Origin of the sequence: Dickeya oryzae (assembly GCF_020406815.2) — a bacterium.
Taxonomy (GTDB): domain Bacteria; phylum Pseudomonadota; class Gammaproteobacteria; order Enterobacterales; family Enterobacteriaceae; genus Dickeya; species Dickeya oryzae.
In genome coordinates this window covers 3,417,832-3,440,555 of the sequence record NZ_CP162670.1, presented here as the reverse complement: position 1 = coordinate 3,440,555, position 22,724 = coordinate 3,417,832, and the positions used below count along the sequence as shown (strand labels likewise).

Genomic DNA, 22,724 nt, shown 5'->3' with positions numbered 1-22,724 from the left:
AAGTAATAATGAGTATGAAAGGCCAAGAGACCCGCGGCTTCCAGTCAGAAGTCAAGCAACTGCTGCACTTGATGATCCATTCGTTGTACTCCAACAAAGAAGTGTTTCTGCGCGAATTGATCTCCAACGCGTCCGATGCCGCGGATAAACTGCGTTTTCGTGCACTGTCCACTCCAGACTTGTATGAAGGTGATGGAGAACTGCGCGTTCGGGTCTCTATCGATAAAGAAAAGCGCACTCTGACCATCAGCGATAACGGTATCGGTATGAGCCGCGATGACGTTATCGATAATCTGGGGACGATTGCCAAATCCGGTACCAAGGCGTTTCTGGAGTCTCTCGGTTCTGATCAGGCAAAAGACAGCCAGTTGATCGGCCAGTTTGGCGTTGGGTTCTACTCCGCGTTTATCGTCGCCGATAAGGTCACGGTAAAAACCCGTGTGGCAGGTGCCGATGCCGAACAGGGGGTGTTCTGGGAGTCAGCCGGTGAAGGCGAATACACCATCGCTGATATCGCTAAAGCGCAACGTGGTACCGAAATCACCCTGCATCTGCGCGAAGGCGAAGATGAGTTTCTCGATAACTGGCGGGTGCGCTCAGTCATCAGCAAATATTCTGACCATATCGCACTGCCGGTAGAAATTGAATCCCGCACGGAAAGCGAGGAAGAGGGCGGTGAAGAGACCGTCACCTGGGAGAAAATCAACAAGGCCCAGGCCCTGTGGACCCGCAACAAGTCCGACATCAGCGATGATGAGTACAACGAGTTTTACAAACATATCGCCCATGACTTTACCAACCCACTGAGCTGGAGCCACAACCGGGTAGAAGGGAAGCAGGAATACACCAGCCTGTTATATATTCCTTCCCAGGCTCCCTGGGACATGTGGAATCGCGATCACAAGCATGGTCTGAAACTGTATGTGCAGCGCGTATTCATTATGGACGATGCAGAACAGTTCATGCCGAACTACCTGCGCTTTGTCCGCGGTTTGATAGACTCCAATGACCTGCCGCTTAACGTATCCCGTGAAATTCTGCAGGATAACCGTGTCACGCAGAGTTTGCGTACCGCGTTGACTAAGCGTGTGCTGCAAATGCTGGAAAAACTGGCTAAAGACGACAGCGAAAAATACCAGACGTTCTGGAGTCAGTTCGGCCTGGTATTGAAAGAAGGCCCGGCGGAAGACGGTGGCAACCGTGAAGCCATTGCTAAACTGCTGCGTTTTGCGACCACCCACAATGATAGTGATGCACAGACCGTATCGCTGGATGACTATATCACCCGCATGGTGGAAGGTCAGGATAAGATCTATTACATCACTGCTGACAGCTATGCTGCGGCCAAGAGCAGCCCGCATCTGGAACTGTTCCGCAAGAAAGGCATTGAGGTACTGCTGCTCTCCGATCGTATCGACGAATGGATGATGAGCTACCTGACCGAGTTTGACGGTAAATCGTTCCAGTCGGTTAGCAAAGCTGACGAATCGTTGGATAAGCTGGCAGATGAAGCCAACGAGTCGCAAAAAGAAGCAGAAAAAGCGCTGGAGCCATTTGTCGAGCGTGTTAAGACGCTGCTGGGAGAGCGTGTAAAAGAGGTACGTCTGACGCATCGCCTGACCGACACACCGGCTATCGTAACGACGGATGCCAATGACATGAGCACCCAGATGGCGAAGCTGTTTGCCGCCGCCGGGCAACAGGCACCGGAAGTGAAGTACATTTTTGAATTGAATCCGGAACATGCACTGGTGAAACGTGCCGCTGACACCCAGGATGACGCGCAGTTCGGTGAGTGGGTCGAACTGTTGCTGGATCAGGCGCTGTTTGCCGAGCGTGGTACGCTGGAAGACCCTAACCAGTTTATCCGCCGTATGAACCAACTGCTGACCGCCTGATTGGCTCCGCATGATAAGCGCCCCGGTTTACCGGGGCGTTTTTTATCAGCCTAAAGCCAAGCCTTCGGGGGTAATGAGGGTTTGTTACCATATCGGTTTCCCGCCTGACTCCCTGTCGTCTACACTCTCAGAGTCGGCTGAAAAGCCATGCGCCATCACGAATTTCAGCTTTGCCGCGCCCGCTGAAGCGAGCCCGTTCCTTGAGGAAGCGCCTCCGGAATGGTATGGTTTAGCGTTTTTCAAATTTTTTTTAAAAAAACTACATAGCAAGGGGAATTACGCAATGCGTATTATTCTGCTGGGCGCTCCGGGCGCAGGCAAAGGTACTCAGGCTCAGTTCATCATGGAGAAGTATGGCATTCCGCAAATCTCCACCGGCGATATGCTGCGTGCGGCGGTAAAGGCCGGTAGCGAACTGGGCAAGCAGGCAAAAGAGATCATGGATGCGGGTAAACTGGTGACAGACGAACTGGTGATTGCCCTGGTTAAAGAGCGTATCGCACAAGATGACTGCCGCAATGGTTTCCTGCTGGATGGTTTCCCGCGTACCATTCCTCAGGCTGACGCGATGAAAGAGGCTGGCATTGCCGTCGATCACGTGATTGAGTTTGATGTGCCGGATGAGCTGATCGTTGAGCGTATTATCGGCCGTCGCGTACATGCGGCTTCCGGTCGTGTGTATCACGTGAAATTCAATCCGCCCAAAGTGGAAGGCAAAGATGACGTGACCGGTGACGAGCTGACTATCCGTAAAGATGATCAGGAAGACACCGTGCGTAAACGTCTGGTGGAATATCACCAGCAGACCGCACCGCTGGTGAACTACTATCAGCAGGAAGCGGCGGCTAACCATACCCATTACCATAAGATTGATGGTACCCGTCCGGTTAACGATGTCAGTGCAGAACTGGCTCGTATTCTGGGCTGATCCCGTTTTTCGCAGGCGCTGCCATTACTGGTGGCGCTTCTTCTTTTCGTATTCCCTGACGATTTTCTCTCTCTGTTATTCCACCTCTACGATGACAACGGGATAGCGACGGCGTTTTCAGCCAACAGTTTGCCCCGATGAGGGAATATCGTTTCCGACAATCGCTGGTATCGGCTTTAACCTCGTAGCCTGCGGTTCCTCATCGTCCTGTTTCCGCTACAATGTTGTTTCACCCTCGTCTACACATGATGCCGAAGCGATAGTAAAGGAAAACGTTGATGAAAAAAGAGAAACGCGGTGTGTTGATGGTGAATCTGGGGACGCCGGATGCCCCGACGCCGCAAGCGGTAAAACGTTATCTGGCCGAATTCCTGCATGACCGGCGCGTGGTTGACCTGACCCGGCTGCTATGGTGTCCGCTGCTGCACGGTATTATTCTGCCGACGCGTTCGCCGCGAGTGGCAAAACTGTATCAGTCGGTGTGGATGGATGAAGGTTCACCGCTACTGGTTTACAGCCGCCGACAGCAGCAGGCGCTGGCAGCAAGCCTGCCGGATATCCCGGTAGCGTTGGGGATGAGCTATGGCTCGCCGAGTCTGCAATCTGCACTGGACGCGTTGCTGGCGCAGGGCGTTACCGAGGTGACAGTATTGCCGATGTACCCACAGTATTCCTGCTCCACTACTGCGGCGGTGTGGGATGGCGTGTCCGCGCTGTTGCGTAACCGGCGACAAATTCCGGGCATTCGCTTTATTCGTGATTATGCTGAGCACCCGGCCTATATCGCAGCGTTAAAGCACAGCGTTGAACAGTCATTTTTACAGCATGGCGTACCGGATAAGCTGGTGATTTCATTTCATGGCATTCCACAGCGCTACGCCGATGAAGGTGATGATTATCCTAAACGTTGTGCCGCTACGGCACAGGCGTTAGCGGCGGCACTAGGATTATCGTCAGAGCAAGTGATGATGACCTTCCAGTCTCGTTTCGGTCGTGAGGCCTGGTTGACGCCTTATACCGATGAAACAATGCAGGCGTTGCCGAAGCAGGGTGTGAAACGAATCCAGGTGATTTGTCCCGGCTTCGCGGCTGACTGTCTTGAAACGCTCGAAGAGATCAAAGAGCAGAATCGGGAGCTCTTCCTGCACGCGGGCGGCGAGTCTTTTGAGTATATTCCAGCGTTGAACGACGCGCCGTTGCATATTGCATTGCTGGCACAACTGGTCAATGAGCAGGGATAAACCTCTTGGTGAGGGAGTCAGGCACCGGGGTGCCTGACAAGGCTTTGATTAGATTGGACAGGCTTTGGCGGCGACAATCTCATCCACGTCTAGCATCGTTATCATGGTTTCGGCGATTTCGCGCTCACCCATGACAACGTGATCCGCTCCGTGATCGGTGATATAGGCGACTTCATCGTCGTAGTGTGCGCGGGCGATGATTTTCAGGTCCGGGCGTCGGGCTCGCGCCGCCGCGACAATCTCGCCGGCTTCGTATCCGTTAGGGATCGTCAGCAGCAGCCAACTGGCGCAATCGAGGCGGGCAATATCCATGATGTCAGGTCGGGTTGCGTTGCCCAGTACGGTTTTAATACCCTGTTCCCTCAAAGCATCGACGCGCGCACGCGATGTTTCAACCACCACCATCGGGATGTCGGCCTGATGTAGCCGAGCGCCGATCAAGCTGCCCACACGTCCGTAGCCGACCAATAACGCATGGTTACACAGCTCAACAGGAATCTGCTTTTCTTCTTCGATCGCTTCCTCAACGATTTGTTCTTCAATGGTTTCGTGTCTGGCCAGATAGCGCTCCAGCAGTGCAAAGAGCATCGGATTAAGCATGATCGACAAAATAGCGCCCGCCAGTACCAGGTTGCGGCCATTCTCCGACAGCATACCGAGTGAAATGCCAAGGCCTGCCAGAATAAAGGCGAACTCACCAATTTGTGCCAGACTGGCGGAAATGGTCAGTGCTGTGCGTCTTGAGTGACCAAACATATGCACCAGCAGGAACGCAGCCATCGACTTACCTATTACGATAATCAGCAACGTTGCCAACACGGCCAGTGGTTCGTGTACCAGAATCATGGGGTCGAACAGCATACCGACGGAAACGAAGAACAGTACGGCGAATGCATCACGTAGCGGCAGCGTATCGTGGGCGGCACGCTGGCTGAGTTCTGACTCGTTTAGCACCACACCGGCGAAAAAGGCCCCCAGCGCGAACGACACATCGAACAGCTTGACTGCACCGAACGCGATGCCCAGCGCCATTGCCAGCACCGACAGTGTAAACAGTTCGCGCGAGCCGGTGCTGGCGCTTTTTGCCAGCACCCACGGCACCACGCGTCTGCCTACCACCACCATCAGCGTAATAAACGCCACCACTTTCCCCAGCGTAATTGCCAGATCCTGCAAGAGCTTGCTGGTATTGGCGGTATCGGTTTTCAACATGTCGGCGAAAGCGGGCAGCAGGACCAGCGTCAGTACCATCGCCAGATCTTCAACAATCAGCCAGCCAATGGCGATTTGTCCGCGTTGGCTGTCAATCAACTGGCGCTCTTCCAGCGCACGTAGCAGTACCACGGTACTGGCGGTGGACAGACATAAACCAAACACCAATCCCTCAGGCAGACTCCAGCCCAGAATTGACGACAGTCCCACCCCCAGCAGTGTCGCCATCACTATTTGCGCCACCGCGCCGGGGATAGCTATCGACTTTACCGCCATCAAATCCCGTAGCGAAAAATGCAGCCCGACGCCAAACATCAACAAAATCACGCCCAGTTCGGCAATTTCCGGTGCCAGTTGGGTATCGGCGACAAAACCGGGTGTAAAAGGGCCGACTATCACACCGGCCACCAAATACCCGACCAGGGGCGAAATACGCAGTCGGTTAGCCAGAATGCCCAGCAAGAAAGCCAGCACCAGACCGACGGCCATCGTGGAGATTAAGGGGGTGGTATTATCATGCATTCCGACTCCTTTACCATGCGTAACGAGAATGGGCGGATATTCCTGAACCGACAGCAGGCTGTGGTTCCTGAATGCTTCTGTGCTCTGCCGCGCCAACCCGTTCCCCGTCCGTATAACGCCGGTGCTATGCAACGTCAGAGGGGTTAAAACCGTCGGAAAGGCGACAGAGTGAGACATAAATGATGTTTTTCATCTGTTTAAATAGTGTAACACATATTTATAGTTAAATTATTGCTTTTATCGTTGATATATAGAGCTAATTTAATTTCTGTTTGTGGATAAACCCAGTGGAGCGTTAGCGGTGATATCAAGGCTATGATTCAATTTATGAATTATCAGTCGGATAGTGCTACTGCATCACCACCACCGCGCCATAGCGAAAAAATGCCCAGGTTCACTATAACGTCAACTATCTCGTCCCGACTTGTGTTAGTTTGTGCGTATGTTTACCAGTTTAATGTAACAATCCTATACCAAAAGTAATTCAGGTTGCAGGCGGCATACTCGCGTGTTGAACGATGCCGTGTGGCCGTAACCTGGATATGACAGGTAGATAAGGGATTTTTATCACGGGAGTTGTCATGCATTTTTCTGTCAAAAGTCTGGGGTGCCTGATTGCGGTAACATTGGCGGTGTCGTCACCTGCTGCACAGGCATGGGAAAAAGATAAAACTTACAACATCACTATCCTGCATACGAATGACCATCATGGTCATTTCTGGCATAACGATTACGGTGAATATGGTCTGGCGGCGCAAAAAACGTTGGTAGACCAGATTCGTCAGGACGTCTCAGGTAAAGGCGGCAGCGTATTACTGTTGTCGGGCGGGGATATTAACACTGGGGTGCCGGAGTCTGACTTGCAGGATGCTGAGCCGGATTTTCGTGGCATGAATCTGGTCGGTTATGACGCGATGGCAGTCGGTAATCATGAGTTTGATAACCCACTCGCGGTGTTACGTCAGCAGGAAAAATGGGCACATTTCCCGCTACTTTCCGCCAATATCTACCAGAAAAGCACCGATAAGCGATTATTCAAACCCTATGCGCTCTTCGAGCGTCAGGGGGTTAAGATCGCGGTTATTGGCCTGACAACGGACGACACGGCAAAAATTGGTAATCCAGAGTATTTCCACGATATTGAGTTTCGCAAACCCGCCGATGAGGCGAAAAAAGTCGTGGAACAGCTGCGTAAAAAAGAAAAACCGGATGTGATTATCGCTGCGACCCACATGGGGCATTACGATAATGGCGAGCACGGTTCTAACGCACCGGGTGACGTGGAAATGGCGCGCAGCTTGCCTGCGGGGTATCTCGATATGATTGTCGGTGGCCATTCGCAAGACCCGGTATGTATGGCCAGTGAGAATAAAAAGCAGGTCAATTATGTGCCCGGTACACCTTGCGCACCGGATCGTCAAAACGGTACCTGGATTGTACAGGCGCATGAGTGGGGCAAATATGTCGGTCGTGCTGATTTTACTTTCCGTAATGGTGAGCTGGCGCTGACGCATTACCAACTGATTCCCGTCAATCTCAAGAAGAAAGTCGAGAAGGCCGACGGTACCAGTGAACGCGTGTATTACACCCAGGAAATCAGCCAGAACCCGGACATGGTAAAACTGCTGACGCCCTTTCAGGAAAAAGGCAAAGCACAGTTGGATGTCAAGGTGGGGAGTGTGAATGGCCGACTGGAGGGTGATCGCAATAAGGTGCGTTTTGTGCAAACCAACCTGGCGCGCGTATTGCTGTCTGCGCAACTGGAACGCGCCAAAGCGGATTTCGCCGTCATGAGTGGTGGTGGTGTACGCGACTCCATTGAATCCGGCGACATGACTTACAAGACCTTGCTCAAAGTCCAACCGTTCGGCAACACGCTGGTATACGCTGATCTGAAAGGCAGTGAGGTGGAAAAATATCTGGCAGTTGTTGCCAATAAAAAAGTCGATTCCGGCGGTTATGCTCAGTTCCTGAATGTCAGCCTGCAAGCTGATGGCACTGGCGTTAAGAACGTGAAGATTAAGGGCGAGCCGCTGCAGGCCGACAAAGTCTACCGTATTGCCACCCTGAGTTTTAACGCCACCGGCGGGGACGGTTATCCGAAGCTGAGTGAGCTGCCGGGTTACGTCAATACTGGTTTCGTGGATGCAGAAGTGTTGCGCCAATATGTTGAGGATCATTCTCCTCTACAGGCGGCAGACTATGAGCCGAAAGGTGAGATTGTTTATGAGTAATGATGGCTTATTCGTGATCATTGCTGCGTAAATGATTCGCGTGTAGTCAATAAGGCATAGAGCGGTTGTTATCCCGATATCGACGGGGCAACCGCTACTTTACTTGTCACGTCATGGCTCGTGGGTCATACCTGGACCCGGTTACCCGATATTTGAGGTGTTTCGTAAAATAACAGTTGTTATTTTTATTTTCTGATAAATGATGATAGTTTGAATGTTGTTTATAACTACATTATTTAAAGTAATGAAGATATGAAGTGTGTTGATATATTCGTCATGCTTCATGTTGGTAGTGCGTTGATTGAATTACTCCCCCCTTTGGCAGCACGATGCATCGCGTTGCCAGTCTCATTCTGGTGGGGCCGCGCATAAGCAAATTAAGCTGTAATTCGAATTGTTTCGTATATATAACTCACTAATAATTATCTGCCATTTAAAAAGGATTAAACGGGGCATGAAGTGACCGCGTTGACAGTTTTTAATTTTATCGGCTAGGATGGCGCGGCCATCATTCTTTGAATCGTATGGTTTGAGTAATCAATTACACATAATTATTTTTTATATGCTATTTATTCAGGAGATTGAATAATGCGAATGACCTCTATTGGCATTTTTATGCTGGCTGCTTTGCCTTTTGTGAGTGAAGCGGCGACCAGCGTTACGATTGATGCTCTACGGAATTGTCAGACAGCGCCATTGGTAGACACGGTATCGGGTACATCGGCTAAATTCACCTTAGAGCCCGGGAGATATGTTTTATCCCTTGTGTCTAACACGATGAATTGCACCAACTCTTCCAGTAACAGCTGTGTGATTGATGCGGTCATGGTACAGGGTGGGTTTAAAAACGCGCGTTGGGGTGTTTCTGTTACCAGTAATCCGGTTGTGGTGGATTCAACCGGCTCAGCGTTTATCGCCTATGTTAGCGATGACAATTGTTCTGATAATATTGGCCAGGCCACATTGTTGATACAAAAAGCTAACTAATTGAGTGATGGCCTGTAGCCGCATTCACTGTCGGATACAGGCCGACGCTTGCTGGTATTAAGTCAGTTTCCACCGTGAATATAAACCTGTTGTGGTATTGATGATGTAATAATGCACTCCAGATTATTGACAGCGCTCGCTTGAGAATAACGCCTCGTTGGAGTGAACCCTTTGGCGTTATTCCTTTCTATCTCTTCCCGTCCTTGTATCGTTTCAGGTGATCGTGATCGCATTTCATTATGAAAGAAAATGAAAATGTTAGCCTGAGAATTTTTTAGTTTGTGGAAAATACGTTTTGTTTTCTTTTTCAAATCAGTGATGTCAGCATCAAATTTGCCATGTCCAGGGGGAAGGCCTGCTTAACGTTATGATACTGTTGCATCATCGTATTAGGGCGTGGTGTTTTTCTTTTTGCTGTAAGGCTATTTATACCCAAAATAATTCGAGTTGCAGGACAACACGCTCGCGTGTTGAACAATGCCATGCGTTGGCCCTTTAGGGCAAGGCTCGTTAGAACCTTGTAACGCGGCAAGAGAGTGACAAATTCGTTGGGAACGAATTTGACCAGCCAACGGCTGGCCTCTGGTGAGAGACAGGATGTCTCTCATTTCATCCCGATGAGCTTACTCAGGTAAGTGATTCGGGTGAACGACAAATCGGCATACGCCGATTTGAACGCTGCTTGCAGCGGCCCGAAGGGCGAGGCCCATTGATGGGCCGAGTAACGCCGTCAACACACCTGCAACTTGAAGTATGAAGGGTATAGTGAGCAATGTGGAAGGGGGTTATGCCATGTAGGGAGTAAACCGGATTTACTGATGAAAACTCTTTTTTATGCTTAAAAAGCATATAAGTAATCTTTATGTTTTCTGCTATTAAAAAAGGGGGGGAGGCTGATTTTATTAGATATAGGGTAGTAATGGGTGGGTATGGCATAAAAATTGAAAATACAACCTCATAAAAAGGTGTTAAACAAATGAAAATATCTCTTGCCAGGAAAGTTTGGCTTCCACTTATCATTAGTTTGTTATGTCTGGCAGGGACGCTGCTTTATGGATCGATGAAAATTAAGCAAGATCAATTATCGCTGAGAGAAATGGAGTTAATGCATGTGACTCAGTTGGCGTTGGGGATTGTAAAAACCAATGCCGAGTTAGCCAGCAGCGGAACGATTTCGTTGGAAGAAGCACAGCGGCGTGCAATGAAGTCCATAAAAGATTTGCGTTATGGCGATTCAGGTTATTTCACCATACTTAACTCCGAACCCCGCGTCTTAATGCACCCGATTAATGAAAAGCTGATTGGTCAGGGGCCGGATGTGAAAGACGCTAACGGTACCTTTATTTATCGGGATATGGTGGCCGCGACAAAAAACAGCGAGGCGGGTTATACGGCTTACGCTTTCCCCCGTCCCGGTTCCACCGTTGCACAACCGAAAGCAGCCTATAATTTACGCTACGCCCCTTGGGATTGGATAATCACGACCGGGCTGTATATTGATGATATCAATGAGGCGTTTACCCATTCTTTATATAACAACGGCATGATTTTTATCTTAGTCAGCGTGTTACTTTCGCTGCTGGTTTACTGGATAAATCGCAGTATCTTGCGTGTACTGGGAGGTGAACCCTCTTATGCCGCTGAAGTCGTAGAGCGTATTGCCGCTGGCGATTTATCGCATTCAGTGACGACATTGCCAGGTGATAATATCAGCCTGCTGCATGAAATGGAGATGATGCGCAAACAGCTGATTACTGTTATCGAAGATATTCGTGCCGGTGCAGAGGTGATTGATGCCAGTAGTGGTGAGGTGATCGCCGGTAATAGCGACTTGTCCTCTTATACGGAACGGCAGGCTACCGCACTGGAGAAAACCTCGGCGAGCATGGAGGAAATTACCTCTACCGTTAAACAGAATGCTGATAATACGGAGCAGGCCCGTCACCTGGCGCATTCGGCACTGGGCATTGCCTCTCGCGGTGGTGAAGTGATGCGGGAAGTGAACGACACCATGGACGGCATTTCTGAAAGCTCAGATAAAATCGCTAATATTACCGAAGTGGTGAATAACATCGCATTCCAGACCAATATTCTTGCGCTGAATGCGGCGGTAGAGGCGGCGCGAGCCGGTGAGCAAGGGCGTGGTTTTGCTGTTGTGGCTGGTGAAGTACGAAGCCTGGCGTTACGCAGTGCGCAAGCGGCTGGAGAGATCAAAAGCCTGATAGAAGAGTCGGTTTCCCGCGTGAATAGTGGCTCGGCGAAGATAAAACTGGCCGACAGCAGCATCAAGGATGTCATCAGCGCGGTGCAGCATGTCGCGGATATTGTGTCAGAAATCGCGACGGCGACCAGCGAGCAGGGCAAAGGGATCAGCTATATCAATGAATCGATCGTCCAGATTGACTCTATCACTCAGCAGAATACCGCTCTGGCTCAACGGGCCGTCGCGGCGGCGAATGAACTGGAAATACAGGCTCAGCGGTTAAAAACCTCGGTCGCTTATTTTAATACCGATGGTGTGGATCATGGCCGGGGGGCGCTGACGATTGGCCGGGTGCCATCACGGTAACGTCAATCTACTCATAACACTGGCGGCCGGTAGACGGCCGCCTTTTTGTCCGCGTGTTCGCACTCACCGGGTTTGTTTGATTGGCACTCATTCTTGTCTTCCTGCGGTCTTTTCGGCCCTCTTTTGCCGTGTCATAGCGCAATCTCAATTACTTGTTTTACAAACCAAATCGTGATCACTACCATCGTTTTTAAACGAAACTGATGTTATATTGTCATTAAATGAAACGCTGTTTTAATTGTGGGTTATCACTCATCCCATCATAACCGTTATGAAGCGGTGGCAGAGGGCGACACTGGCCGTGGAGCCCTCTGCCGCCGTCTTCTTCCTGAACATCAATATCGCTATGGTCAGTCGTGTTTGGCTATGTCGGCAAACTGCGCTTTCAGTACACTGGCCAGATCAGCCGCAGCCAGTTCGAGGTCTAATCCTCGTTTGCCACCTGAGACAAAAATGGTGCCGAATTGCTGAGCACCCTCGTCGATTACTGTCGGCAACAATTTTTTCTGCCCCAGCGGGCTGATACCCCCGACCAGATAACCTGTCACCCGCTGGGCTATCTGTGGGTCTGCCATGTCGGCCTTTTTGGCCGCCAGCGCTTTGGCCACCTTTTTCAGATCCAACTGACTGGCGACTGGAGTCACCGCGACAGCCAGCTGTTTGGCATCGCCGTTGAGCGACACCAGCAGGGTTTTGTAAACCTGCTGTTTATCCAGCCCGAGTTTGCGGGCGGCTTCTTCACCAAAATTGGTTTCATCAGCATCGTGATGGTAGCTATGAAGCGTAAAGGTGATTTTTTGCTTCTCAAGCAGTTTGACTGCGGGTGTCATAATGTACTGTCCTTGCTTCAAAAGGTGGCCGCATGGGCCTGTAACAAGTCGGGCAGGTTATTTTCACCGTACAAATGCAGGGCGCCGACAGACACAACATAATTTCCCTGCGGCAGCGCGGCCAGTTGCTGTTGCCAGCGCTGATTGCGGTGATTCATCAAGCATTCCGTTATTTCGTTGCTGAATGTGGACGGCACATTGTCCGCCCAGGTTGGTTTGTGATTGAGCCACCAACTGACCATCGTTTGCAACAGGCGCGCGTTGGTATGCCAGTGGATAAGGGTGTCTTCCAAAAGAGGCAATCCACCCTGTGGTAATTGCAGCAACAAGTCGACCTGCTGCTGTTGGCCTTCCAGCTCGATGATGTTCACCCCTCTGTCGCGGGCGGCGTTAATCAACTGGTAATCGATGCCATAATCCGGTCGCAGGCCTAACATCATCGCCTGGCGAGCCTGTAGCACCAGTGCGGCCTGCCAGGCGGGAACCCTATCAATACTGTCGTAGCTGAACGACAGTTCCCGGCATATCTGTTGCAAGCGCTCAAGCGTGGCGGCGTCCAGACGTTCTGCTAACGGGGGCTCTGCGCCAATCGGGTCAAACGGTGAGTCACTGCCAGAGATATCCGCTTCCACGATGAGCGCGGTAGCCTGTTCAAGGCGGGCCAATAATTCGGCAGGTAAGGGGAACATATCCACCGTACCCATGTGAATACTGCCCACCAGATGGAACTGGCGTTGGTTAACGATCTCGACATCCAGCGCCGGGTAACGGTAACCCGCGGGCGCGAGAAGGCCGAGAAACGTCGCAATCTGGCGTATCAGCCGTTTCATATCGACATCTCCGGTAGTGGCGGTTTCGGGCGTAACCTTGCGAACAGATATCATGCCGTCGCAATGCAGACCTTTGGTGCCGTCAGGTTCCCTATGCTAAACGGTTCGCCCGGCAAGTTGTATCGCTAATTCGGCATGTCAGCTACGGTCGTGGTAAGAAAAAGCGGTATGAAAGCGGTGCGATGCGGCATATCGAGCGCGGTTCGATAGCACATCGCACCCAGAGAGGTGCCCCGATTCAGCTATGTCCGGTGGGCGCGTCCGGTGGGGTAAAGCGCAGCAGCCGGTTGGCGTTGCTCACCACGGTAATCGACGAGAGCGCCATCGCTGCACCAGCGACGACCGGGCTTAGCAAGGTGCCTGTTAAGGGGTAAAGCACACCGGCGGCAATGGGAATACCAAGCGTATTGTAGATAAACGCACCCAGCAGGTTCTGCTTCATGTTGCCCAGTGTCGCCCGGGAAAGCGCCAGCGCATCGGCAACACCGTGCAGACTATGGCGCATCAGCGTCATGGCAGCGGTTTCTACGGCGATATCGCTGCCACTGCCCATGGCGATGCCGACGTCGGCCTGTGCCAGTGCTGGTGCATCGTTGATACCATCACCAATCATCGCGACCCGTTTGCCTTGCGATTGCAACTGACGAATGGCGTCAACTTTTCCGTCCGGTAATACCCCGGCGATGACCTGATCAATACCCGCTTCACGGGCAATGGTCTGGGCTGTCGCCGCATTATCGCCCGTGAGCATCACCAACTGATAGCCCTGCCGATGTAACCGTTGCAGCGCACTCACGCTATCCTGACGCAGGGTGTCCTGCACGGAAAATAGCGCCACTATCTGGCCGTTAGCCGCCAGCAACACCGGGGTCATGCCGGTTGCAGACTGTTTCTCCAGCCAGTAACGCGGCGAGTTTTCACCGTCAGCCAGTGCGACCTGATGCTGTTCCAGCAACGCCGGGTTGCCGAGCAACAGTGACGTGTCGCCTGCCTGACCGCTAACGCCTAACCCCGGTAGGGTGCGAAATTGCGTCATGGTACTGAGCGGGATGCCATCAGCACGCTGAACTATTGCCTGTGCCAGTGGGTGATGAGCGCCTTGCTCCAGCGATGCCGCCCAGCTCAGTGCCTGAGATTCGCTGATATCACCGAATGTATGCAGGGCCACCACACGTGGCTTACCTTCTGTCAGGGTGCCGGTTTTATCGAATACCAGTACATCAAGCTGGCTGGCCTGCTGTAGTGCCTGCGCGTTTCGCACCAGTATGCCCAACTCGGCGGCTCGCCCGACGCCGGAGATTATCGACATCGGTGTTGCCAACCCCAATGCGCAAGGGCAGGCGATGATAAGCACGGTTGTCACGATCACCAGCGTGTACACGAGGTGGGGGGCCGGGCCGACAACATACCAGATAGCGCCGCTCAACAAGGCTATCACCACCACAACCGGTACGAAAACGGCGGAAATCCGGTCAGCCAACTGGCCTATAGCGGGTTTACTGCTCTGTGCCTGACGCACCAGATGAATAATACGGGCCAGCGTGGTCTGGTTGCCGATAGCGCCAGCGCGCAACGTTGCACTTCCATCCTGTACCTGTGTTCCCGCGTGTACTTTATCACCCGCCGATTTCTGTTGCGGCAATGGTTCGCCGGTGAGCATGGCTTCGTCAACCCACAACTCGCCTTGCTCCAGTTCACCATCTACCGGAATACGGTCGCCGGTGGTCAGGCGCAGCGTCATACCGGTTTGCACCTGCGAAAGCGGAATAATGCTGTCACCTTGTGCGGTGACCAAACGGGCGGTTGGCGGCGTCAAATCCAGCAATCGCTCCAGTGCCTGCGATGAGCGTTGACGGGCCCGTTGTTCCAGCGCGTGACCAAGATTGATCAAACCGATGATCATGGCGCTGGCTTCGTAGTAAAGATGACGCGCTTCCATTGGGAAGGCGGTCGGCCACAGGTTGACAGTAATGGAGTAAAGCCAGGCTGCGCCGGTACCGAGTGCGACCAGGGTATCCATGGTAGCGCCGCCGTTCATCAGGCTACGCCAGGCATTGCGATAGAAATGACCGCCAGCAGCGATCATGACCGCCAGCGTCAACACGCCAACCAGTAACCACCCAGTACGATTGTGGTCGGTGAGCATCATGTTATCGCCGATCATGCCCCAAACCATCAGTGGAATACCGAGTGCCAGGCCGAGAGCAGCCTGCCAGCGAAAACGCCGCACCGCCTGACGCGATGTGTGCTCTTGTCGGGCGCGTCGTTCGGCTTCATCAAGGATGATTTCCGCACCGTAGCCGGCGTTCTCTACCGCATCGATCAGCGCCTGGTGCGCTACGCTGCCGCTGACCAGCGCACTACGTTCGGCCAGATTGACGTGTGCCTGTGTTACGCCGGGAACACGTTGCAGCGCTGACTGCACCCGGCTAACGCAACTGGCACAGCTCATGCCGCTTAATAACAGCTGGACCGTATCGTCATCACTCGCGGCGAGATTATCGGCTGGCGTGACGCCAGCCGGTAGCGAGTGGGCCGTGCTCATGTCGACAACGGCGCTTGTATCGACAGCGTTGGTGTTTGCCGGAACAGAGGTAAGCGCCGCTGACAGCCTGTCCGGCGTGAAGGCGTGGGGTGTTGTCAGCGGCTCAGATTTTGGGTGGTGGATCTCCGCTGCCAGCGTGGCATGAAAACCGGCCTGCTCAACGGCGGCGACCAGCGTTTGCGGGTCTGCATCACCATAAACTGCCGCCTGTTGCAGGGTAATATCCGCTGCGTTGACACCCGGTACGGCTTCCAGCGCTTTACGGGTTGATGCCACGCAATGCTGGCAATTGAGGCCGGAGAGCTGCAAGGTGACATTCGGGATGGCAGGGCTTGCCTCATAACCGGCTTCTTCAATGGTGGTTATCAGTGTTTGGGGATCCGCATCACCGGTAACGTTGGCGTGTTTCAGTGATACATCAACCTGTTCCACATCCGGTCGGGACTCCAGGGCTTTCTTTACCCTGCCGACGCAGTGTTCACAGGATAAACCCTGCAATGAAAGGCGTATGGTTTGCGACATAATAATATTCCTCGGTGATCACAGCAGACTGTCAAAGGCATTGACCGCCGTCGTGATTTTGATTAGTTCTAAGCACTACCTGAAGCGTAAACCTTCCAGCAAGGGAAGGGTCAAGGGGGAATCATGAATATCAGTGATGTGGCGAAAAAAACCGGACTGACCAGCAAGACTATCCGTTTCTATGAAGAAAAGGGGCTGATGACGGCACCGCTGCGATGCGAAAATGGTTACCGCAGTTACGATCTTCACCATATCGAAGAGCTAACGCTGTTGCGTCAGGCGCGTCAGGTGGGGTTCACGCTGGAGGAATGCCGTGAATTGGTGACCTTGTTCAATGATCCGATGCGGCACAGTGCCGATGTGAAAGCCCGCACATTACAGAAAGTGCAGGATATCGAGCAGCAGATAGAAGAGCTTAAGTCGATGCGTCAGCGTTTACTGACGTTGGCAGAGTCCTGTCCCGGCGACAGTAGCGCAGAATGTCCGATCATTACCCAACTGGCAGGGTGCTGCCATACTGGCGCAGGTGGGCAAGGTAAGCACCCACAGCCTTAGAACCTATCCCATGATATTACGCACGCGGCTTGACCTGTAGCGTAATGCCTTCCACGGCGGTGATTTCCACTACGGTGCCAGCAGGCAGGTCTTGCTCTGCCTGGATGCGCCAACTGCTGTCGCCAATGTTAACGCGACCAAAGCCGTTAACCAGCGGTTCGCTCAACGTGGTATGCAGGCCAATTAACTGCTGGCCACGTTGATTGAGCATCGGAGACGGCTGTTTCTCAAGGCGGCGACGTAACCACTGCCACCACAATAACGCGGCAATGACTGTCAGTACGGCAAAGGCGATACATTGCCAGGCCCAATCCAGCGGCAATAGCCAGGCAAGAATGCCGGTAAGTAGGGCGGCGACACCGCTCCACAGCAGATAACCGGCAGCCCCCAGCATTTCAGCCGCCAGCAGCAACCCGCCGAGCGATAACCAGAACCAGTGGGCGTTTTCCAACACCTGCGCCATCATGACTATTTTCTCCGGTCTGCCTGACTCTCTTTGATAAGTTCACTGATGCCGCCAATGGCGCCCATCAGGTTACTGGCGTCTAGTGGCATCATAATGACTTTGCTGTTGTTGGCCGACCCGATGGTTTGCAGTGCAGCGGTATATTTCTGCGCCACAAAGTAATTGATTGCCTGGATGTTGCCTGCGGCAATGGCTTCAGACACCATTTGGGTGGCGCGGGCTTCCGCTTCTGCTGCACGTTCGCGCGCTTCGGCTTCGAGGAAGGCGGATTGACGCTCCCCCTCGGCTTTGAGAATTTGCGCCTGTTTTTCCCCTTCGGCTTTCAGTATCGCCGCCTGTCGCACCCCTTCCGCTTCCAGAATCTCGGCGCGTTTGGTTCGCTCCGCTTTCATCTGAGCATTCATCGAGGCAATCAACTCGGCTGGCGGGCGCACGTCACGAATTTCGATGCGGGTGACTTTGATACCCCAGGGATTGGTGGCTTCGTCAACGATGTGCAACAACCGGGTGTTGATACTGTCGCGCTGCGATAGCATTTCATCGAGCTCCATCGAACCGAGCACAGTACGAATGTTAGTCATGGTCAGGTTGATGATGGCCAGTTCCAGATTGCTGACTTCATACGCGGCACGGGCAGCATCCACCACCTGAATAAAGCAGACGGCGTCGATGGTAACGTTGGCGTTATCCTTGGAGATAATTTCCTGCGACGGGATGTCCAGCACCTGCTCCATCATATTAATTTTGCGGCCGATTCTGTCCATAAACGGCACCATCAGGTTCAGGCCGGGCATCAGCGTGCGGGTATAGCGGCCAAAGCGCTCCACTGTCCACTGATAGCCTTGAGGTACGATTTTGATACCAGACCAGACAATCACCAGCGCAACGACGATCAGAACCGGGATAAATGTCAGCATGTGCTCTGTTCTCCGTGGGTTTCTCCTGTGGAAAGTGTAACGCAGGATAGCCTAACTGGCGTAGTAAAGTTACGGGTGAACAAGGGATTATGCGAGCCTGCCTGTAAAGCAGGCTGCAAGAGCACAGCACCGATTACATATCCAGTTCGATGTCATCTACTGGCATACAACAGCAGGGCAGAATTTCGTCTCGTTGCAGGCAGGCAAGCGGTGTTTCCCGGTAGGCGACCTTACCTTTGATGAGGCGCAGGCGGCAGGAGCCGCAATAACCGGAACGGCACTGATACTCGACCGGCACCCGTTGGGATTCAAGCGCTTCCAACAAGGTGGTGTGTTCGTCAGAGCAAAGTAACTGCGCCCCTGACAGGCGCAGTGTAATGGTGGGAGCTGTCATCGTGATTACAGTTGGAAGCCGCTAAGATCGTCAGTGTTGATTTCTGAGTCAATCTGGCCGACCAAATAGGAGCTGACTTCCACTTCCTGCGGTGCCACCTGCACGTTATCCGATACCAGCCAGGCATTGATCCATGGAATGGGGTTGGTACGGGTTTCAAACGGCAACGGTAGCCCTACCGCCTGCATGCGGATGTTGGTGATGTATTCAACATACTGGCACAGGATGTCTTTGTTCAGACCGATCATCGAGCCGTCGCGGAACAGGTATTCCGCCCACTCTTTTTCCTGTTGTGCCGCCAGCACGAACAGATCGTAGCATTGCTGCTGGCACTCTTCCGCGACCTTGGCCATTTCCGGGTCGTCCTGGCCTGCGCGCATCAGGTTGAGCATGTGCTGGGTGCCAGTGAGGTGCAACGCTTCATCACGGGCGATCAGTTTGATGATTTTGGCGTTGCCTTCCATCAGTTCGCGCTCGGCGAAAGCGAAAGAGCAGGCGAAACTGACGTAGAAGCGAATGGCTTCCAGCGCGTTAACGCTCATCAGGCACAGGTAGAGTTTTTTCTTCAACTCGTAGAGGTTGATGGTCACAGTCTTGCCGTTGACCTGATGGGTACCTTCCCCCAGCAGATGGTAGTAGCTGGTCAGTTCAATCAGCTCATCATAAAAACCGGAGATGTCTTTGGCCCGTTTGAGGATTTCCTCATTGGTGACGATGTCATCGAACACTACCGACGGATCGTTGACGATATTACGAATAATGTGGGTATAGGAACGGGAGTGAATCGTTTCCGAGAAAGCCCAGGTTTCCACCCAGGTTTCCAGTTCCGGGATGGAAATGAGCGGCAGCAGGGCGACGTTAGGGCTACGACCCTGAATGGAATCCAGCAAGGTCTGGTATTTCAGGTTGCTGATGAAAATGTGTTTCTCGTGTTCCGGCAAGCCCTGATAGTCGATACGGTCGCGGGAAACGTCCACTTCTTCCGGACGCCAGAAGAAGGACAGCTGTTTTTCGATCAGCTTTTCGAAAATGTCATATTTCTGCTGATCGTAGCGCGCCACGTTAACCGGCTGGCCGAAAAACATCGGCTCCAGCAACTGATCGTTTTTATTCTGTGAAAAAGTGGTATAAGCCATGGTCTCTCCAAACAAGCCAACAGCGCGGCCCGAGGGCGGCGCTGTTAAACCTCTGTAACCCGAGCGGGCTATGTCGCCGCTACCTTGTCAGACTAACCGCGACGAGATGAGGACATCGTCATTTCAGGGGAGCCGCCTGCGCAGCTCCCCCTGCGCCGTGCTTAGATTTTACACGCGCCGCTTTCGCAGCCGTCATCCTGCGGTGCAGAGTCCAGCAGGTCGTCCTGCGCATCTTCGGCACCGTCGCGGGTGTTTTGATAGTAGAGGGTTTTCAACCCGAATTTATACGCCGTGAGCAGATCTTTGAGTAACTGCGTCATCGGCACTTTGCCTGACGGGAAACGCGCCGGGTCATAGTTGGTGTTGGCTGAAATCGCCTGATCGACGAATTTCTGCATCAGACCGACCAATTGCAGGTAACCATCGTTAGACGGCATATCCCACAGCAGCTCGTAGGCGTCTTTCAGCGTTTCGTATTCCGGCACTACCTGACGCAGGATACCGTCTTTGGATGCCTTGACGCTGATATGACCGCGCGGAGGCTCGATACCGTTGGTGGCATTGGATATCTGCGACGACGTTTCCGACGGCATCAGTGCCGACAACGTAGAGTTACGCAGACCATAGGTCTGGATATCCTTACGCAGTGTTTCCCAGTCATAGTGCAGTGGTTCACTGCAAATATTGTCCAGATCACGCTTGTAGCTGTCGATTGGCAAAATACCCTGCGAATAGGTGGTTTCGTTGAACCACGGGCAGGCACCCTGTTCGCGAGCCAGCTGATTCGAGGCTTTCAGCAGATAGTACTGAATAGCTTCGAAGGTGCGGTGCGTCAGGTTATTGGCGCTACCGTCGGAGTAACGCACACCGTGCTTCGCCAGATAATAGGCGAAGTTGATAACACCAATGCCCAGCGTACGGCGGCCCATCGCGCCGCGTTTCGCAGCCGGAATCGGGTAGTCCTGATAGTCGAGCAGGGCATCCAGCGCGCGTACTGCTAATATCGCCAGCTCTTCCAGTTCATGCAGCGAACTGATGGCGCCCAGGTTAAAGGCCGACAGGGTGCACAGTGCGATTTCGCCGTTTTCATCGTTGACGTCTTCCAGCGGTTTGGTCGGCAACGCGATTTCCAGACACAGGTTGGACTGGCGTACCGGTGCAACCTGCGGATCAAACGGGCTGTGCGTGTTGCAGTGGTCGACGTTCTGAATATAAATTCGACCTGTGGAGGCACGCTCCTGCATCATCAGCGAGAACAGTTCGGCGGCTTTGAGCTGTTTTTTGCGAATGCTGTCGTCCTGCTCGTATTTCACGTACAGGCGTTCAAATTCATCCTGATTGTTGAAGAAGGCGTCGTACAGTCCCGGGACATCGGACGGGCTAAACAGCGTAATGTCTTCGCCTTTCACCAGACGCTGGTACATCAGCTTGTTGAGCTGTACACCGTAATCAAGGTGACGCACGCGGTTGCCTTCCACGCCACGGTTGTTTTTCAACACCAGCAGGCTTTCCACTTCCAGATGCCACAGCGGGTAGAACAGTGTGGCAGCGCCGCCACGTACCCCGCCCTGAGAGCAGGATTTCACCGCGGTCTGGAAGTGCTTATAGAATGGGATACAGCCAGTGTGGAAGGCTTCGCCACCACGGATCGGGCTGCCCAGTGCACGAATACGGCCTGCGTTGATGCCGATACCGGCGCGCTGGGACACGTATTTCACGATAGCGCTGGATGTCGCATTGATGGAATCCAGGCTGTCACCGCATTCGATCAGCACGCAAGAGCTGAACTGGCGGGTTGGCGTACGCACGCCGGACATAATCGGCGTTGGCAGCGAGATTTTGAACGTCGATACGGCGTCATAGAAACGCTTGACGTAGTCCAGCCGGGTTTCACGCGGGTAGCTGGAAAACAGGCAAGCGGCGACCAGAATGTACAGGAACTGGGCGCTTTCGTAGATGTCACCGGTCACGCGGTTTTGGACCAGATATTTCCCTTCCAGCTGTTTTACAGCTGCATAGGAGAAATTCATGTCACGCCAGTGATCGATGAAAGCGTCCATGTGAGCGAATTCTTCTTCCGTGTAATCTTCCAGCAAATGGCGATCGTACTTACCCATCTCGACCATTTTTACCACGTGATCATACAACTTCGGTGGCTCGAACTGACCGTAGGCTTTTTTGCGAAGATGAAAGATAGCCAGACGAGCAGCCAGATACTGATAGTCGGGGCTTTCGCGAGAGATCAGGTCAGCCGCAGCCTTGATGATCGTCTCGTGGATATCGGCAGTTTTGATGCCGTCGTAGAATTGGATGTGGGAACGCAGTTCTACCTGAGAAACAGAGACATTGTGTAACCCTTCTGCTGCCCAGGTGATTACCCGGTGGATTTTGTCCAGATTGATGCGTTCTTTACTGCCATCGCGTTTGGTAACAAGCAGACTCTGGTTCATGTGGCGTAGCACCTGTTTTTTGACACGAGTTTTGTTTTTATCGGCCCCCCCCGCAGCTTCATTTACAAAAAACGCAAACAAAAAAATAGTGTTTTCTGTCAGAAGTAAACACTATATATAGGGGGTGGGCCAGCTTTTGATAACAAGATAATGTGAAAAGTGGCGTATTGCAAGTGAGCAAAATGGGGCTCTCTTGTGGATAACATAGGGAATAAATGTTACAAGCGCGCTAAATCCCAGCCACTGTGCGGCTTCCTTATTTTGTCAACCGCAGGGGATAAAAAATAAAAAAATTGATCAACCGCCGGTTTCTTGTCCTGTTGCCGCACTCGCGTTATGGCTAAAACCGTGTTTCAGACAAGTTGTTAGGAATAATCTGAGTTTGATCTGTTGCCCAATTGTTGATAGGGCGCAATTTATGTCGGGAAACTTATTCTCCATTGATAAAAAAGCCGGTGGAGTGACCACCGGCTTGCGTCATGAAAGCG

16 protein-coding genes are annotated in these 22,724 nt (G+C 52.6%); 7 read left to right on the top strand and 9 right to left on the bottom strand.

Annotated features, from left to right (window positions below):
* Window positions 1–14 precede the first annotated feature (14 nt).
* From htpG to hemH, 3 genes are all read left to right on the top strand, one after another.
* The gene (gene htpG / locus LF929_RS14965; protein WP_193744512.1) at window positions 15–1,898 is read left to right on the top strand and encodes a molecular chaperone HtpG; all 1,884 of its coding nucleotides are present in this window, start codon (window positions 15–17) and stop codon (window positions 1,896–1,898) included.
* Between the two features lie 283 nt (window positions 1,899–2,181).
* On the top strand, window positions 2,182–2,826 hold the full coding sequence (gene adk, locus LF929_RS14960; protein WP_016942047.1) for an adenylate kinase: 645 nt from the start codon (window positions 2,182–2,184) through the stop codon (window positions 2,824–2,826).
* A gap of 278 nt (window positions 2,827–3,104) precedes the next feature.
* Window positions 3,105–4,067, top strand: a complete 963-nt coding sequence (gene hemH, locus LF929_RS14955) for a ferrochelatase (protein ID WP_210174738.1) — start codon at window positions 3,105–3,107, stop codon at window positions 4,065–4,067.
* A 48-nt stretch (window positions 4,068–4,115) separates the two neighbouring features.
* Here hemH and ybaL read toward each other — a convergent pair whose 3' ends face one another.
* Window positions 4,116–5,801: a YbaL family putative K(+) efflux transporter gene (ybaL, locus tag LF929_RS14950; RefSeq protein ID WP_210174737.1), complete on the bottom strand. Its 1,686-nt coding sequence runs from the start codon at window positions 5,799–5,801 to the stop codon at window positions 4,116–4,118.
* A gap of 581 nt (window positions 5,802–6,382) precedes the next feature.
* Between ybaL and ushA the strand changes: the two genes are divergently transcribed.
* The 3 genes from ushA (at window position 6,383) to LF929_RS14935 (ending at window position 11,591) form a co-directional block, all read left to right on the top strand.
* Entirely contained in the window at window positions 6,383–8,035 is a 1,653-nt protein-coding gene (gene ushA / locus LF929_RS14945) for a bifunctional UDP-sugar hydrolase/5'-nucleotidase UshA (RefSeq protein ID WP_038903699.1), read from the top strand.
* Window positions 8,036–8,623: 588 nt separating this feature from the next.
* Window positions 8,624–9,022 carry a hypothetical protein gene (locus tag LF929_RS14940; protein WP_038907313.1) on the top strand — a complete coding sequence of 133 codons (399 nt, stop codon included), beginning with the start codon at window positions 8,624–8,626 and terminating at the stop codon, window positions 9,020–9,022.
* Window positions 9,023–9,998: 976 nt separating this feature from the next.
* Window positions 9,999–11,591: a methyl-accepting chemotaxis protein gene (locus LF929_RS14935; RefSeq protein ID WP_038907314.1), complete on the top strand. Its 1,593-nt coding sequence runs from the start codon at window positions 9,999–10,001 to the stop codon at window positions 11,589–11,591.
* 350 nt (window positions 11,592–11,941) lie between these two features.
* Here LF929_RS14935 and ybaK read toward each other — a convergent pair whose 3' ends face one another.
* The 3 genes from ybaK to copA form a co-directional block, all read right to left on the bottom strand.
* Window positions 11,942–12,421 (bottom strand): Cys-tRNA(Pro)/Cys-tRNA(Cys) deacylase YbaK, encoded by a 480-nt coding sequence (gene ybaK, locus LF929_RS14930; protein ID WP_016942042.1) that lies wholly within the window; start codon window positions 12,419–12,421, stop codon window positions 11,942–11,944.
* Window positions 12,422–12,438: 17 nt separating this feature from the next.
* On the bottom strand, window positions 12,439–13,251 hold the full coding sequence (locus LF929_RS14925) for a TraB/GumN family protein (RefSeq protein ID WP_210174734.1): 813 nt from the start codon (window positions 13,249–13,251) through the stop codon (window positions 12,439–12,441).
* A 238-nt stretch (window positions 13,252–13,489) separates the two neighbouring features.
* Window positions 13,490–16,318 (bottom strand): copper-exporting P-type ATPase CopA, encoded by a 2,829-nt coding sequence (copA, locus tag LF929_RS14920; protein ID WP_210174733.1) that lies wholly within the window; start codon window positions 16,316–16,318, stop codon window positions 13,490–13,492.
* A 123-nt stretch (window positions 16,319–16,441) separates the two neighbouring features.
* Between copA and cueR the strand changes: the two genes are divergently transcribed.
* Complete coding sequence (gene cueR / locus LF929_RS14915; RefSeq protein WP_012883798.1) at window positions 16,442–16,873, top strand: Cu(I)-responsive transcriptional regulator; 432 nt, start codon at window positions 16,442–16,444, stop codon at window positions 16,871–16,873.
* 16 nt (window positions 16,874–16,889) lie between these two features.
* Here the strand turns inward: cueR and LF929_RS14910 are convergent, their stop codons facing one another.
* The 5 genes from LF929_RS14910 to nrdA all read right to left on the bottom strand — a co-directional run bounded on the left by LF929_RS14910 (window position 16,890) and on the right by nrdA (window position 22,236).
* Entirely contained in the window at window positions 16,890–17,339 is a 450-nt protein-coding gene (locus LF929_RS14910) for an NfeD family protein (protein ID WP_210174732.1), read from the bottom strand.
* A gap of 2 nt (window positions 17,340–17,341) precedes the next feature.
* On the bottom strand, window positions 17,342–18,256 hold the full coding sequence (locus LF929_RS14905) for an SPFH domain-containing protein (RefSeq protein ID WP_210174731.1): 915 nt from the start codon (window positions 18,254–18,256) through the stop codon (window positions 17,342–17,344).
* A gap of 133 nt (window positions 18,257–18,389) precedes the next feature.
* Window positions 18,390–18,650, bottom strand: a complete 261-nt coding sequence (gene yfaE, locus LF929_RS14900; RefSeq protein WP_038907321.1) for a class I ribonucleotide reductase maintenance protein YfaE — start codon at window positions 18,648–18,650, stop codon at window positions 18,390–18,392.
* Between the two features lie 5 nt (window positions 18,651–18,655).
* Window positions 18,656–19,786 carry a class Ia ribonucleoside-diphosphate reductase subunit beta gene (nrdB, locus tag LF929_RS14895; protein ID WP_226092614.1) on the bottom strand — a complete coding sequence of 377 codons (1,131 nt, stop codon included), beginning with the start codon at window positions 19,784–19,786 and terminating at the stop codon, window positions 18,656–18,658.
* 161 nt (window positions 19,787–19,947) lie between these two features.
* Entirely contained in the window at window positions 19,948–22,236 is a 2,289-nt protein-coding gene (nrdA, locus tag LF929_RS14890; RefSeq protein WP_210174729.1) for a class 1a ribonucleoside-diphosphate reductase subunit alpha, read from the bottom strand.
* Window positions 22,237–22,724: the final 488 nt, after the last annotated feature.